Genomic DNA, 13,443 nt, shown 5'->3' with positions numbered 1-13,443 from the left:
AGGTCACCGACCGGGTTCTGTGCTACCCGCATCGTGTCGGCGCCGCCGGGCTCAGCGGGCGTAGTCGCCGGTCAGCGTGGCGCCCGTGGCGTGGTCGCCGCGGGCGGTGATCTCGCCGGCCACCCAGGCGTCGACGCCTCGGTCGGCGAGGGTCGCCAGCGCCACGTCCGTGGACTCCTGCGGCACGACGGCGATCATGCCGACGCCCATGTTGAGGGTCTTCTCCAGCTCCAGGCGCTCGACCTTGCCCGTCCGGCCGACGAGGTCGAAGACGGGGGCCGGGGTCCAGGTGGAGCGGTCGACGGTCGCGTGCAGGCCGTCGGGGATCACGCGGGCCAGGTTGGCCGCGAGACCGCCGCCGGTGACGTGGCTGAAGGCGTGCACGTCGGTGGTGCGCATCAGGGCCAGGCAGTCCAGCGAGTAGATCTTCGTCGGTTCCAGGAGCTCCTCGCCGAGAGTGCGGCCGAGGTCGTCCACGTGCGCGTCCAGGGCCAGGCCGGCCTCGTTCAGCAGGACGTGGCGGACGAGCGAGTACCCGTTCGAGTGAAGACCGGACGCCGCCATGGCGACGACCGCGTCCCCCTCGCGGATGCGGTCCGGGCCCAGCAGCCGGTCGGCCTCCACGACGCCCGTGCCGGCGCCGGCGACGTCGAAGTCGTCCTCGCCGAGCAGACCGGGGTGCTCGGCGGTCTCGCCGCCGACCAGGGCGCAGCCGGCGAGCACGCAGCCCTCGGCGATGCCCTTGACGATGGCGGCCACCCGCTCGGGGTGGACCTTGCCGACACAGATGTAGTCGGTCATGAACAGCGGTTCGGCGCCGCACACCACGATGTCGTCCATGACCATGGCGACCAGGTCGTGGCCGATGGTGTCGTAGACGCCGAGCTGCCGGGCGATGTCGACCTTGGTGCCGACGCCGTCGGTGGCGGAGGCGAGCAGGGGACGCTCGTAGTTCTTGAGGGCGGAGGCGTCGAAGAGGCCGGCGAAGCCGCCGAGGCCGCCGAGGACCTCGGGGCGCTGCGTCTTCTTCACCCACTCCTTCATGAGCTCGACGGCGCGGTCGCCCGCCTCGATGTCGACGCCCGCGGCTGCGTAGCTGGCACCGGTCGTGTCAGACATGACGATGAGAACCTCTGACTCTTGTGTCGTACGGCAGGTATGGCGGACGGACGGCTACGGGCGACGGATGGCGTCGGCAGCGGCCGTCGCGGCGGGCCCGGCGGCCAGCTCGGTCTCCAGGAGCTGCTTGCCGAGCAGCTCGGGGTCGGGGAGCTCCATCGGGTACTCGCCGTCGAAGCAGGCGCGGCACAGGTTCGGCTTGGCGATGGTGGTCGCCTCGATCATGCCGTCGATGGAGATGTACGCCAGGGAGTCGGCGCCCAGCGAGGTGCCGATCTCGTCGATGCTCATGCCGTTGGCGATGAGCTCGGCGCGGGTCGCGAAGTCGATGCCGAAGAAGCAGGGCCACTTCACCGGCGGGGAGGAGATCCGGATGTGGACCTCGGCGGCGCCGGCCTCGCGGAGCATGCGGACCAGGGCCCGCTGGGTGTTGCCGCGGACGATGGAGTCGTCGACGACGACCAGCCGCTTGCCCTTGATGACTTCCTTCAGCGGGTTCAGCTTCAGGCGGATGCCGAGCTGGCGGATGGTCTGCGAGGGCTGGATGAAGGTGCGGCCCACGTAGGCGTTCTTCACCAGGCCGTTGCCGAAGGGGATGCCGGACGCCTCGGCGTAGCCGATGGCGGCGGGGGTGCCGGACTCCGGGGTCGCTATGACCAGGTCGGCCTCGGCGGGGGCCTCCGCGGCCAGCCTGCGGCCCATCTCGACGCGCGACAGGTAGACGTTGCGGCCGGCGATGTCGGTGTCCGGGCGGGCCAGGTAGACGTACTCGAAGACACAGCCCTTGGGCTTCGCTTCCGCGAATCGGGAAGTGCGCAGGCCGTTCTCGTCGATGGCGACGAACTCGCCCGGCTCGATCTCGCGGACGTAGGAGGCGCCGCAGATGTCGAGGGCGGCGGACTCCGAGGCGACCACCCAGCCGCGCTCCAGGCGGCCGAGGACCAGCGGGCGGATGCCCTGCGGGTCACGGGCGGCGTAGAGGGTGTGCTCGTCCATGAAGACGAGGGAGAAGGCGCCGCGCACCTGGGGCAGCACCGTCGCGGCCGCCTCCTCGATGGTCAGCGGCTTGCCGTCCTCGTCGGTCTGGGCCGCGAGGAGCGCGGTGAGCAGGTCGGTGTCATTGGTGGCCGCCACGCGCGGGGCGCGGCCGCCCTCCTGCTTGGGCAGGTCGGCGACCATCTCGGCGAGCTGGGCGGTGTTGACGAGGTTGCCGTTGTGGCCGAGCGCGATGGAACCGTGCGCGGTGGCCCGGAACGTCGGCTGGGCGTTCTCCCACACGGAGGCGCCGGTCGTCGAGTAGCGGGCGTGACCGACCGCGATGTGACCCTGGAGCGAACCGAGCGAGGTCTCGTCGAAGACCTGGGACACGAGGCCCATGTCCTTGAAGACGAGGATCTGGGAGCCGTTGCTGACCGCGATTCCCGCGGATTCCTGGCCCCGATGCTGGAGGGCGTAGAGCCCGAAGTACGTGAGCTTTGCGACCTCTTCACCCGGAGCCCAGACACCGAAGACGCCGCAAGCGTCCTGGGGGCCCTTCTCGCCGGGGAGTAGATCGTGATTGAGTCGACCGTCACCACGTGGCACGTTCCCGAGTGTAGGGGAGGTCGACCACTGGTCCGAATTGGGGATCCCGGCTCACCCGGGGCTCACCGGTCGGCGACGGCCCGGACGGTGACGCCGTCTTCGCTGGTCAGCGTGAGGGTGTCCTGGACGATCCGGTACTCGGCCCGGCCCTCGAAGAGACGCAGTGTCCGCTTCTCGGCGTCCATGAGTGAGCCTTCGCACATCATTCGGGTAGTGGCGGGTGTGCCGAGGGTGATATGTCCGTCGCTCACCGTGGCCCCGGCGCTGACGCGGTTGCAGGGGAGGCGGCCGCTCACGGACTTCGCGTCCCGGTCGAAGGTGAGGTGGGCGCGGCCCTTCGGCCCCGGTTCGGTGAGGGCCCATTTCGTGCCGTACAGGGGTGCGTCCCGCTCCCTGCTGAGCTCGACGGTGTCGCCGTCGGGGGTGGTCAGGGTGAGCCGTTCGCCGTGGGCCCTGGCGGTGAGTTCGGCGCCGAGGACGTGGCCGAGGGACTTCTCGAAGCCGGCGGGGGTGTCGGTACAGCCCTTCTCGGTGAAGGTGGCGTCGCTGAGCCGGACGCGGTCGCCGTCGACGGTGGCGCGGGCGCCGAAGGTGTTGCAGCCGGTGCTGCCCGACGCCTCGCCGCCGTCGTCGATCCGGACCCGTGCCGAGTCGGGTGCCTGGTGGGTGGTGCCGTCCACGGTGACGGAGTCGATGCTCCACCGGACGCCGGTGACGGGTGTGCCGGCGCCGACGGAGCCGCTGCCGCCGGCCTTCTCGCTGCCGCAGGCCGCCGCGAGCGGCACGAGCACGGCGACGGCGGCCACGGTCAGGGTCATGCTGCGCTGCTGCTTCTGCTTCTGCCTGTACATGACGATTCGACGGAGGCGCGGAGGATCTGGTTCCCCTCAGCGCATCAGCGGCAGCAGTCCCCCGAGGTCGGCGCGCTCCCCGCTCGCGCTCACCTGGGCGTCCGCCACGGCGTCCGCCCAGGCCAGCCGCCCGGTGGCCAGGCGGATCCAGGTCAGCGGGTCGGTCTCGACGACGTTCGGCGGGGTGCCACGGGTGTGCCGGGGCCCCTCCACGCACTGCACGACGGCGTACGGCGGCACCCGCACCTCGGTCGAGCCGCCGGGCGCCTTCACGGCGAGCGCGTCGGCCAGCAGCCGGGTGGCGGTGGCCAGTGCCTGCCGGTCGTGGGGGATGCCGAGGCCGGGCACGGCGGCGTTCAGGTCGTCGGTGTGGACGACGAGTTCGACGGTGCGGGTGACGAGGTAGTCGTCCAGCGGCAGGGCGCCGGCGTTGGTCTCCAGGAGCCGGCTGCCGGGGTGTTCGGCGAGCAGCGTGCGCAGGCTCTCCTCGACGTCGGCGAGGTGGGCGTCGGGGTCGGGGTGGTCCGCGGCGAGTTTCCGGGTGAAGTCGGCGATCGCGGCGGAGTTCCCGGCGGTGGCGAAGGGCCACTCGACGACCCGGACGTCCTGCCTGGGCGGGGCGGGCCGCTCCACGGCGCGGTGCAGGGCGGTCACGGCCATCCCGATGTGCGCCACCAGCTCCCGTACGGTCCAGTCGCCCAGTCGGGTGGGCAGCGCGAGCTGCTCGGGACCGAGGGTGCGGACGGCGTCCCGGACATGCCCGAGCTGGGCGAACACGGCGGTACGGGTGCGGGCGGGGTCGTAGCTGCGGGCGCGTTTCCTGGCGGGCGGCATGGCGGCGAGCCTAGACGAGCCCGGGGAGTGGCCGTGTCACTCCTCGGCGGCGGTCTCCCGGATCACCGGCTCGAACTCCCGGCGCACGTAGGCGTCGAACGGCTCCGTCAGCGCGCCGTCGATCACGCGCCGCACCCGGCACTGGGCCGCGAACTCCTTGAGGGCGGCGCGGGAGTCCGGTCCCACACCGCCGCCGATGACCATGACGCCGAACTCCTGCGACTCCAGGAGCTCGCGTGCCTCCTCGTCGGTGGTCACTCCCTCCGCGTCGAATCCGTCGGCACGCAGCGTGTCCACCACCGCCGTCACCCTGACCGCAGTCCTGCCCAGCACCAGCGTCCTCATGACCGCTCCTCTCCCGTACGTCTCCGGTACGCCGACATCGACGCGCCCGACGCTAGAAGCTCAACCGCGCTTCAGGTCAAGCCCGGCCTGCGGACCCTCGCCACGTCGAGGAACTCTCCGCGGCGAGGGACGCCGATGCCCTGCCAGGTGAAGGGGAGGCCCCGGGGCGACGCGTACCGGCAGGCGGGGATCCCGCTGTACCTCCTGATCGACCGGCACACCTGCACGGTCACGGTGCACAGCGGCCCGGACCGGCAGGCCGGTGGCTACCGGGACGTCCGCGTCGCGAAGTTCGGCGAGACGGTCCTCCTCCCCGATCCGGTCGGCATCGCACTCGGCACGGAGATCCTCGAGAACTACGTGCGATGAGACGGCGAGGTCCCGCCCGGTCGCTTCCGGGCGGGACCTCGCCGGGTACGGCCGCTTACGCCAGCAGCGCCGGGATGGTGCCCTCGTGGGCCTCGCGCAGCTCGGCCAGGGGGAGGGTGAACTCGCCCTGGACCTCCACCGCGTCGCCGTCCACCACGCCGATGCGGGTGACCGGAAGGCCGCGCGCACCGCACATGTCGGTGAAGCGGAGCTCCTCCGAGCGCGGGACGGCGACGACGGCGCGGCCCGCGGACTCGGAGAAGAGGAAGGTGAAGGCGTCGAGCCCGTCCGGGACGACCAGACGCGCGCCCTTGCCGCCGAGCAGCGCCGACTCGACGACCGCCTGGACCAGACCGCCGTCGGACAGGTCGTGCGCGGAGTCGATCATGCCGTCGCGGGAGGCGGAGATCAGGATCTCGCCGAGGAGGCGCTCCCGCTCCAGGTCGACCTTCGGGGGCAGGCCGCCGAGGTGGTCGTGGATCACCTGGGACCAGGCCGAGCCGCCGAACTCCTCACGCGTGTCGCCGAGGAGGTACAGCAGCTGCCCCTCTTCCTGGAAGGCGACCGGCGTGCGGCGGGCCACGTCGTCGATGACGCCGAGGACCGCGACCACCGGGGTGGGGTGGATGGCGGCCTCGCCGGTCTGGTTGTAGAGGGAGACGTTGCCGCCCGTGACCGGTGTGCCGAGCTGCTGGCAGCCGTCGGCCAGGCCGCGCACGGCCTCCGCGAACTGCCACATGACCGCCGGGTCCTCCGGCGAGCCGAAGTTCAGGCAGTCGGAGACCGCCAGCGGCTTCGCGCCGGTGGTGGCGACGTTGCGGTACGCCTCCGCGAGGGCCAGCTGCGCGCCCGTGTACGGGTCGAGCTTGGCGTACCGGCCGTTGCCGTCCGTGGCGATGGCGACGCCGAGGCCGGTCTCCTCGTCGATACGGATCATGCCCGAGTCCTCGGGCTGGGCGAGGACGGTGTTGCCCTGCACGAAGCGGTCGTACTGCTGGGTGATCCACTGCTTGGACGCCTGGTTCGGGGAGGACACCAGCTTCAGGACCTGGTCCCTCAGCTCCTCGCCGGACCGCGGCCGGGGCAGCTTGTTCGCGTCGTCGGCCTGGAGCGCGTCCTGCCACTCGGGGCGGGCGTAGGGGCGCTCGTAGACCGGGCCGTCGTGGGCGACGGTGCGCGGGTCGACGTCGACGATCTTCTCGCCGTGCCAGAAGATCTCCAGGCGGTCGCCGTCGGTCACCTCACCGATGACGGTGGCGATGACATCCCACTTGTCGCAGATCTCCAGGAAGCGGTCGACCTTGTCGGGCTCGACCACCGCGCACATGCGCTCCTGCGACTCGCTCATGAGGATCTCCTCGGGCGAGAGCGTGGAGTCGCGCAGCGGTACGTCGTCCAGGGTGACGCGCATGCCGCCGGAGCCGTTGGAGGCCAGCTCGCTGGTGGCGCAGGACAGGCCCGCCGCGCCGAGGTCCTGGATGCCGACGACCAGCTTCTCCTCGAACGCCTCCAGCGTGCACTCGATGAGGAGCTTCTCCTGGAAGGGGTCGCCGACCTGGACGGCGGGGCGCTTCGACGGCTTCGCGTCGTCGAACGTCTCGCTCGCCAGGATCGACGCGCCGCCGATGCCGTCGCCGCCGGTGCGGGCGCCGTAGAGGATGACCTTGTTGCCGGCGCCGGAGGCCTTGGCGAGGTGGATGTCCTCGTGCCGCATGACGCCGATGGCACCGGCGTTGACCAGCGGGTTGCCCTGGTAGCAGGCGTCGAAGACGACCTCGCCGCCGATGTTGGGCAGGCCCAGGCAGTTGCCGTAGCCGCCGATGCCTGCGACGACGCCCGGCAGGACGCGCTTGGTGTCGGGGTGGTCGGCGGCGCCGAAGCGCAGCGGGTCCACGACCGCGACCGGACGCGCGCCCATCGCGATGATGTCGCGGACGATGCCGCCGACACCCGTGGCCGCGCCCTGGTAGGGCTCGACGTAGGAGGGGTGGTTGTGCGACTCGACCTTGAAGGTGACCGCGTAGCCCTGGCCGACGTCCACGACACCGGCGTTCTCGCCGATGCCGACGAGCATCGCGTCGGACTCGGGGGCCTTCTCGCCGAACTGGCGGAGGTGGACCTTGGAGGACTTGTACGAGCAGTGCTCGGACCACATGACCGAGTACATGGCCAGCTCCGCGCCGGTGGGGCGGCGACCGAGGATCTCCACGACCCTCTCGTACTCGTCCTTCTTCAGGCCCAGCTCGGCCCAGGGCAGCTCGACGTCGGGGGTCGCGGCCGCGTGCTCGACCGTGTCCAGAGGCGTCCGGCTCATGCGTTGACCAGCTTCTTGAGGATCGAGGTGAAGAACGGGAGGCCGTCGGTGCGGCCGGTGCCGATCAGCGGCTCGACGGCGTGCTCGGGGTGCGGCATCAGACCGACGACGTTGCCCGCCGCGTTGGTGATGCCGGCGATGTCGTTGAGCGAGCCGTTCGGGTTGACGTCGAGGTAGCGGAAGGCGACACGGCCCTCGGCCTCCAGCTCGTCCAGCGTCCGCCGGTCGGCGACGTAGCGCCCGTCCATGTTCTTCAGCGGGATGTGGATCTCCTGCCCGGCGCTGTAGTCGCCGGTCCAGGCGGTGTCCGCGTTCTCCACCCGCAGCTTCTGGTCACGGCAGATGAAGTGCAGGTGGTCGTTGCCGAGCATGCCGCCGGGCAGCAGGTGGGCCTCCGTGAGGATCTGGAAGCCGTTGCAGATGCCGAGGACCGGCAGACCGGCCTTGGCCTGGTCGATGACCGTGTCCATCACCGGCGAGAAGCGGGCGATGGCACCGGCGCGCAGATAGTCGCCGTAGGAGAAGCCGCCGCACAGCACCACGGCGTCGACCTGCTTGAGGTCCTTGTCCTTGTGCCAGAGCGCCACGGGCTCGGCGCCGGCGACGCGGATCGCGCGCTGCGTGTCCCGGTCGTCGAGGCTGCCGGGGAAAGTGACGACACCGATACGAGCGGTCACTTCGCCGCCCCCGCGGCCACGTCCCCGGACTCGACCTTGACGGTGAAGTCCTCGATCACGGTGTTGGCGAGGAAGGATTCCGCAAGATCATGGATGCGGGCGAGGGCGGCCTCGTCGACCGGCCCGTCCACTTCCAGTTCGAATCGCTTTCCCTGGCGGACGTCCGAGATCCCTTCGAAACCCAGTCGCGGCAGTGCGCGCTGCACCGCCTGGCCCTGGGGGTCGAGGATCTCCGGCTTGAGCATGACGTCGACTACGACGCGTGCCACTGGCACTCCCGGTGTGTGGTGCTGAGCAGGTTCCTTCAGACTACCCGTACAAAATTTCTACGCGCGTAGCCTTGGAGGATTCTACGTGACACCGGTCACTATTCCCCTTCGGGCGGGAACCTCCGGGAAAAGCTTCGGGAAAGATCCCGGATCTCCCACCGTCCCGCTATTGCGCCCACCCACCTCCCACCATCACCCTTCAATCGAAGTCACCGCGCTCTCGTCTTGATTCCGGACACGCGAAGAGATTTAGTCGGACTTCCCATGGCAATGCCAGGCACTGTACAAATGAAATGTCATCAGCCGATGCTTTGCCCAATTACAGGCGAACAGTCGGCATCTTCACGGCGTCCTGGCACGTCAAGGCGGAGATGCCGCACGAAGGGACCGATATTCGTGGCGCAGCGTGTCGTGGTCACTCTCTTCGACGACATCGACGGCTCGGAAGCGGCGGAGACGATCGCCTTCGGAGTCGACGGACGGACGTACGAGATCGACCTGAACGAAGCCAATGCCCGGAAACTGCGCGAGGCTCTCGAGCCCTACGTCGCGGCCGGCCGCAAGCGGTCCCGCTCCGGCAGGGCCTACCGGCAGACGGAGGTCGCCCCCGCCCCGGCGGCCGTACGGGCCTGGGCGCAGGCGAACCGGATGGACGTGCCCGCACGGGGCCGGATCCCGAAGAGGGTGTACGAGGCGTTCGCCGAGGCGCAGTGATCGGCCGGCGGGCCGGGCGGCCGACGTCCGCTCAGCCACCCCTCGCGGCAACCGACTTGCGCGACACCCCGGGTGATCAGCTAAAGTCTGGAGCACGCCGAGGGGCGAGGCCGAAGGGCCCCGGCTCACGGACCGTGCGGGTGTAGTTCAGTAGTAGAACATCCCCCTTCCAGGGGGAAGGCGCAGTGTGCAATTCCTGTCACCCGCTCCGCACCGCCGTACCGATCACGGATGGGGGTCCCCCCTCTGGGGGAGGATCAGGTAGGCTGGTGCTCGCACCGATCGGTGAAGGCCGGTCGGGGGCAATGCGGACGTAGCTCAGTTGGTAGAGCGCAACCTTGCCAAGGTTGAGGTCGCGAGTTCGAGCCTCGTCGTCCGCTCGGGAATCAGACCCCGGTCCTCCAAGGACCGGGGTCTTTTCGTGCATTCCGATCGCCGGGACAAGCAGCCGTCCCGGGACGGCGGGGCCGTTCTGACATTTGTCATGACGGCCGATGACGACGCGCACTGTCGGCCGGCCCTCTGCTCCGCGATGCTCGGAGCATGCGATCAGACGAACACGAACACGTGATTGAGGTCACCGACCTGCGACGTGTGTACGGGGGCGGGTTCGAGGCGGTGCGCGGGATCGACTTCTCCGTGCGCCGCGGAGAGATCTTCGCGCTGCTGGGCACCAACGGCGCCGGAAAGACGTCGACGGTCGAACTGCTGGAGGGCCTCGCCGCCCCGGCGGGCGGACGGGTGCGCGTCCTCGGCCACGACCCGTACACCGAGCGGGCCGCCGTACGCCCCCGTACCGGAGTGATGCTCCAGGAGGGCGGCTTCCCGTCCGAACTGACCGTCGCGGAGACCGCGCGGATGTGGGCGGGATGCGTGAGCGGGGCACGGCCGCCGGCGGACGTCCTGGCGAGGGTCGGCCTGGAGTCGAAGGCCAAGGTCCGGGTGAAGCAGCTCTCCGGCGGCCAGCGGCGCCGCCTGGACCTGGCGCTCGCCCTGCTCGGCGACCCCGAGGTGCTCTTCCTCGACGAGCCCACCACCGGACTGGACGCCGAAGGCCGCCGGGAGACCTGGGAGTTGGTGAGCGCGCTGCGCGACGGCGGTACGACCGTGCTGCTGACCACGCACTACCTGGAGGAGGCCGAGAACCTCGCCGACCGGCTCGCGATCATGCACGAGGGCCGGATCGCCGCCACCGGGACCCCGGCCGAGGTGACCGCCTCGCAGCCGTCGCAGATCTCCTTCGAACTGCCCGAGGGCTACTTCGTGGGAGACCTGCCGCCGCTCGACGGCCTCGGCGTGATCGACCACGAGACCGACGGCCGGCTGGTCCGGCTGCGCACCCGCGAACTGCAGCGCGCGGCCACGGAACTGCTGGTGTGGGCCAAGCGGGCAGAGGTCGAACTGCGCCGCCTGGACGTGCGGTCGGCGTCCCTGGAGGAGGCGTTCCTGAGCATCGCCAAGGAGGCGGCCGCGCGGGAGTCCGGGACGACCACGACGACGAAGAAGGAGTACGCGGCATGAGCGCCACGGACACGAAGACGGGCGCCCCGGGCACCGGACGAACGGGCGTCACCACGCCGATGAGCCGCATGACGGCACTGGCCCGCGCCGAACTGACCCTGCTCGGACGGAACAGGGGCACCCTCTTCGCCTCGCTGTTCGTGCCGCTGGTGCTGCCGCTCAGCGTGTACTCGGCGTCCCAGGAGATGGACCTCGCCGAGGCCGGACTGACCACCGGCACCCTCGTCCTGCCCGCCGCGGTCGGCTTCTCCCTGCTCTTCGCCGTCTACTCGGCGCTCGTCGGCGTCTTCGTCGTCCGGCGCGAGGAACTCGTCCTCAAGCGGCTGCGCACCGGGGAACTGCGGGACGTCGAGATCCTCTCCGGATCCGCGATGCCGGCCGTCCTCGGCGGGCTCGTGCAGAGCCTGCTGCTCACGGCCGGCTGCTTCGTCCTGCTCGACCTGCCCGTCCCGCCCGCGCCCCACCTGGCCGTCGTCGGACTGCTGCTGGGCCTGGTGCTGTGCGCCGCGCTCGCCGCGGTCACCGCGAGCTTCACCAGGACCGGGGAGAGCGCGCAGGTCACCCCGCTGCCGCTGACCTTCGTGTCGATGTTCGGCTCCGGCCTGTTCATCCCGCTCGAGATGCTGCCCGACCGGCTGGCCTCCGTCTGCGAGCTGCTGCCGCTGACCCCCGTCATCACCCTGGTGCGCGGCGGCTGGACCGGCGACCTGTCCGTGTACGAGTCACTGGGCGCCCTGGCCACGGCGGTGGCCTGGACCGTGCTCGCCGTGTTTGCTGTACGGCGGCGGTTCCGCTGGGAACCGCGACACTGACGTACGGGGAGACCCGGACCGGGAAGAGCGAGAGCGGGGGGAGCCGGGACATGCGCAGGCCGCGGCGCTGGTGGGGGCGGAAGAGCACGCCCGCGAAGGTGGAGACGTACACACGGTGGTCCTTCCACTTCTTCGGACTCACCGAGGTCCTCGCGCTGGGGGTGTCGAACTTCGACCAGGTGGGGGCGCGGCTCGCGGCCGCGCTGTCCCTGCTGGTCGTCGCACACGCCGCGATGTGCATGCTGGTCGCCTCCCGGGCCCTGGACTGGACGCGCGGCCGGCGTGAGCAGCCCGTACGGCTGCTGTGGGCGCTCACCGCGCTGACCGCGGTGATCGCCGTCGGCGCGGTCGTCCTGGCCGAGCGCTGGCCGGGCGGCGGGGGCGTGGACACCGCGGCCGGCGGGATCTTCGCCGGAGTGCTGTGCTTCGGCGCCGGCAACATCGCCCTCGGGGTGCGCGACCGGCGCCGGGTCGCCGCCATCGCCGTCGGCTTCGCCCTCGGTGCCGGGGTCCTGTCGTTCCCGCTGGGCCTGCCGGGTCCCATCGGGCTGGTGATCACGTGCCTGGTGCTGACGGGCAGCGGCTTCCTCGCCTTCACCGCGGTCTTCTCCGTCTGGCTGCTCAACGCGGTGTACGAGCTCGACGAGGCCAGGGAGACCCGGGCCCGGCTCGCCGTCGCCGAGGAACGGCTGCGGTTCGGCCGCGACCTGCACGACGTGATGGGACGGAACCTGGCCGTGATCGCGCTCAAGAGCGAACTGGCCGTCCAGCTGTCCCGGCGCGGGCGGCCCGAGGCGGTGGAGCAGATGATCGAGGTGCAGCGCATCGCGCAGGAGTCGCAGCGGGAGGTCCGGGACGTCGTCCGCGGCTACCGGGAGGCCGACCTGGAGGTCGAACTCGCCGGCGCCCGGGGCGTGCTGGGAGCTGCCGGGATCGACTGCGAGATACGCGGCACGGCGGCCGGGCTGCCCGCCGAGGTGCAGTCCACGCTCGGCTGGGTGGTGCGGGAGGCGACCACGAACGTGCTGCGGCACGGCAACGCGGAGAAGGTCGCCGTCGGAGTGCGGAGGTCGAAGGGGCGTGTGGTGCTGACGGTGGAGAACGACGGGGTGACGGACCCGGCCGGGGCGAAGAACCCGGACGGTACCGGTACGGGGAGCGGCACCGGTGTGCCGGGCGGTTCCGGTGCAGCGGGTGGCTCAGGGCTCGCGGGTGGCACAGGGCTCGCGGGGCTGCGGGAGCGGCTGTCCGCCGTGGACGGCACGCTCGAGGCCGGGAGCGCCGGCAGGGGCAGGTTCCGGCTCACCGCCGAGGTGCCGCTGCCCTCGGCCGCCCCTGCTCCGAAGACCGCCCCGCCGGCGACCACGGCACTGGAGGCCGCGTCGTGACCGCCCCGGTACGTGTGCTGCTCGCCGACGACGAGCACCTCATCCGCGGCGCGCTGGCCGCCCTGCTCTCCCTGGAGGACGACCTCCTCGTGGTCGCCGAGGCGGCCACCGGCCCCGAGGCCCTGGCGATGGCACGGGCCCACGCCCCGGACGTGGCCGTGCTGGACCTCCAGATGCCCGGCGCCGACGGTGTGAAGGTCGCCACATCGCTGCGGACCGAACTGCCCGCCTGCAAGGTGCTGATCGTGACCAGTCACGGGCGCCCGGGGCATCTGAAACGGGCGCTCGCGGCAGGGGTGCGCGGATTCGTCCCCAAGACCGTCAGCGCCCAGCGGCTCGCCGAGCTGATCCGCACCGTCCACGCCGGAAACCGTTACGTCGACCCGGAGTTGGCCGCCGACGCGATCTCCGCCGGGGACTCGCCGCTGACCGCGCGGGAGGCCGAGGTGCTGGAGCACGCCGCCGACGGGGCGCCCGTCGCGGAGATCGCCGAGCGGGCCGCGCTCGCCGAGGGGACCGTGCGGAACTACCTGTCGTCGGCCGCGAACAAGCTGGGCGCGGAGAACCGGCACGCGGCGGTGCGTCTCGCGCGGGAGCGAGGTTGGGTATAGTGGCTGTCGCGCCACGGAGAAATCCACGGCGCGAA

Annotated in this window: 14 protein-coding genes and 2 tRNA genes; 8 read left to right on the top strand and 8 right to left on the bottom strand. The window is 71.2% G+C overall.

Annotated elements, in window-relative coordinates; genetic code table 11:
• Positions 1-51 precede the first annotated feature (51 nt).
• From purM to ACFYOJ_RS30890, 5 genes are all read right to left on the bottom strand, one after another.
• Complete coding sequence (gene purM, locus ACFYOJ_RS30910; RefSeq protein ID WP_356557239.1) at positions 52-1,119, bottom strand: phosphoribosylformylglycinamidine cyclo-ligase; 1,068 nt, start codon at positions 1,117-1,119, stop codon at positions 52-54.
• 54 nt (positions 1,120-1,173) lie between these two features.
• Positions 1,174-2,703, bottom strand: a complete 1,530-nt coding sequence (gene purF, locus ACFYOJ_RS30905) for an amidophosphoribosyltransferase (RefSeq protein ID WP_356557240.1) — start codon at positions 2,701-2,703, stop codon at positions 1,174-1,176.
• Between the two features lie 62 nt (positions 2,704-2,765).
• Complete coding sequence (locus ACFYOJ_RS30900; RefSeq protein WP_356557241.1) at positions 2,766-3,554, bottom strand: META domain-containing protein; 789 nt, start codon at positions 3,552-3,554, stop codon at positions 2,766-2,768.
• A 36-nt stretch (positions 3,555-3,590) separates the two neighbouring features.
• Positions 3,591-4,388, bottom strand: a complete 798-nt coding sequence (locus tag ACFYOJ_RS30895) for a sterol carrier family protein (protein WP_356557242.1) — start codon at positions 4,386-4,388, stop codon at positions 3,591-3,593.
• A 36-nt stretch (positions 4,389-4,424) separates the two neighbouring features.
• Positions 4,425-4,733, bottom strand: a complete 309-nt coding sequence (locus tag ACFYOJ_RS30890; RefSeq protein WP_356557243.1) for a hypothetical protein — start codon at positions 4,731-4,733, stop codon at positions 4,425-4,427.
• A 135-nt stretch (positions 4,734-4,868) separates the two neighbouring features.
• On the opposite strand from ACFYOJ_RS30890, the gene ACFYOJ_RS30885 reads away from it, so the two are divergent.
• Positions 4,869-5,102 (top strand): Uma2 family endonuclease, encoded by a 234-nt coding sequence (locus ACFYOJ_RS30885; protein ID WP_388598298.1) that lies wholly within the window; start codon positions 4,869-4,871, stop codon positions 5,100-5,102.
• Between the two features lie 55 nt (positions 5,103-5,157).
• On the opposite strand, the gene purL is transcribed toward ACFYOJ_RS30885, so the two are convergent.
• Genes purL through purS form a run of 3 tightly spaced genes read right to left on the bottom strand, consistent with a single transcriptional unit; the run spans position 5,158 to position 8,362 of the window.
• The gene (gene purL, locus ACFYOJ_RS30880) at positions 5,158-7,416 is read right to left on the bottom strand and encodes a phosphoribosylformylglycinamidine synthase subunit PurL (protein WP_356557244.1); all 2,259 of its coding nucleotides are present in this window, start codon (positions 7,414-7,416) and stop codon (positions 5,158-5,160) included.
• On the bottom strand, positions 7,413-8,093 hold the full coding sequence (purQ, locus tag ACFYOJ_RS30875) for a phosphoribosylformylglycinamidine synthase subunit PurQ (RefSeq protein ID WP_356557245.1): 681 nt from the start codon (positions 8,091-8,093) through the stop codon (positions 7,413-7,415). Before purQ ends, purL begins: the two co-directional genes overlap by 4 nt.
• Complete coding sequence (gene purS, locus ACFYOJ_RS30870; RefSeq protein WP_356557246.1) at positions 8,090-8,362, bottom strand: phosphoribosylformylglycinamidine synthase subunit PurS; 273 nt, start codon at positions 8,360-8,362, stop codon at positions 8,090-8,092. Before purS ends, purQ begins: the two co-directional genes overlap by 4 nt.
• A 396-nt stretch (positions 8,363-8,758) precedes the next feature.
• Between purS and ACFYOJ_RS30865 the strand changes: the two genes are divergently transcribed.
• The 7 genes from ACFYOJ_RS30865 (at position 8,759) to ACFYOJ_RS30835 (ending at position 13,408) form a co-directional block, all read left to right on the top strand.
• On the top strand, positions 8,759-9,076 hold the full coding sequence (locus tag ACFYOJ_RS30865) for an Lsr2 family protein (RefSeq protein ID WP_356557247.1): 318 nt from the start codon (positions 8,759-8,761) through the stop codon (positions 9,074-9,076).
• 136 nt (positions 9,077-9,212) lie between these two features.
• Positions 9,213-9,284: transfer RNA gene (locus ACFYOJ_RS30860), tRNA-Gly, on the top strand.
• Positions 9,285-9,383: 99 nt separating this feature from the next.
• Positions 9,384-9,456 (top strand) — tRNA-Gly (locus ACFYOJ_RS30855).
• A 163-nt stretch (positions 9,457-9,619) separates the two neighbouring features.
• Positions 9,620-10,597, top strand: a complete 978-nt coding sequence (locus ACFYOJ_RS30850) for an ABC transporter ATP-binding protein (RefSeq protein ID WP_356557248.1) — start codon at positions 9,620-9,622, stop codon at positions 10,595-10,597.
• Positions 10,594-11,409, top strand: a complete 816-nt coding sequence (locus ACFYOJ_RS30845) for an ABC transporter permease (protein WP_356557249.1) — start codon at positions 10,594-10,596, stop codon at positions 11,407-11,409. The genes ACFYOJ_RS30850 and ACFYOJ_RS30845 overlap by 4 nt, the downstream gene beginning before the upstream one ends.
• A gap of 50 nt (positions 11,410-11,459) precedes the next feature.
• Positions 11,460-12,797, top strand: a complete 1,338-nt coding sequence (locus tag ACFYOJ_RS30840) for a histidine kinase (RefSeq protein WP_356557250.1) — start codon at positions 11,460-11,462, stop codon at positions 12,795-12,797.
• Positions 12,794-13,408 (top strand): response regulator transcription factor, encoded by a 615-nt coding sequence (locus ACFYOJ_RS30835; RefSeq protein ID WP_356557251.1) that lies wholly within the window; start codon positions 12,794-12,796, stop codon positions 13,406-13,408. Before ACFYOJ_RS30840 ends, ACFYOJ_RS30835 begins: the two co-directional genes overlap by 4 nt.
• Positions 13,409-13,443 lie beyond the last annotated feature (35 nt).

The sequence above is a fragment of the Streptomyces sp. NPDC006384 genome (genome assembly GCF_042870695.1).
Taxonomy (GTDB): domain Bacteria; phylum Actinomycetota; class Actinomycetes; order Streptomycetales; family Streptomycetaceae; genus Streptomyces.
Note: the sequence above shows the minus strand (reverse complement) of the source record. Positions and strands in the feature narration are given on the sequence as shown.

Bases quoted from the DNA above. Each gene is read 5' to 3' on its own strand.
- purM (WP_356557239.1), bottom strand. From the start codon at position 1,119: ATGTCTGACACGACCGGTGCCAGCTACGCAGCCGCGGGCGTCGACATC.
- ACFYOJ_RS30900 (WP_356557241.1), bottom strand. From the start codon at position 3,554: ATGTACAGGCAGAAGCAGAAGCAGCAGCGCAGCATGACCCTGACCGTG.
- ACFYOJ_RS30895 (WP_356557242.1), bottom strand. From the start codon at position 4,388: ATGCCGCCCGCCAGGAAACGCGCCCGCAGCTACGACCCCGCCCGCACC.
- ACFYOJ_RS30890 (WP_356557243.1), bottom strand. From the start codon at position 4,733: ATGAGGACGCTGGTGCTGGGCAGGACTGCGGTCAGGGTGACGGCGGTG.
- ACFYOJ_RS30885 (WP_388598298.1), top strand. From the start codon at position 4,869: ATGCCCTGCCAGGTGAAGGGGAGGCCCCGGGGCGACGCGTACCGGCAG.
- purL (WP_356557244.1), bottom strand. From the start codon at position 7,416: ATGAGCCGGACGCCTCTGGACACGGTCGAGCACGCGGCCGCGACCCCC.
- ACFYOJ_RS30850 (WP_356557248.1), top strand. From the start codon at position 9,620: ATGCGATCAGACGAACACGAACACGTGATTGAGGTCACCGACCTGCGA.
- ACFYOJ_RS30845 (WP_356557249.1), top strand. From the start codon at position 10,594: ATGAGCGCCACGGACACGAAGACGGGCGCCCCGGGCACCGGACGAACG.
- ACFYOJ_RS30840 (WP_356557250.1), top strand. From the start codon at position 11,460: ATGCGCAGGCCGCGGCGCTGGTGGGGGCGGAAGAGCACGCCCGCGAAG.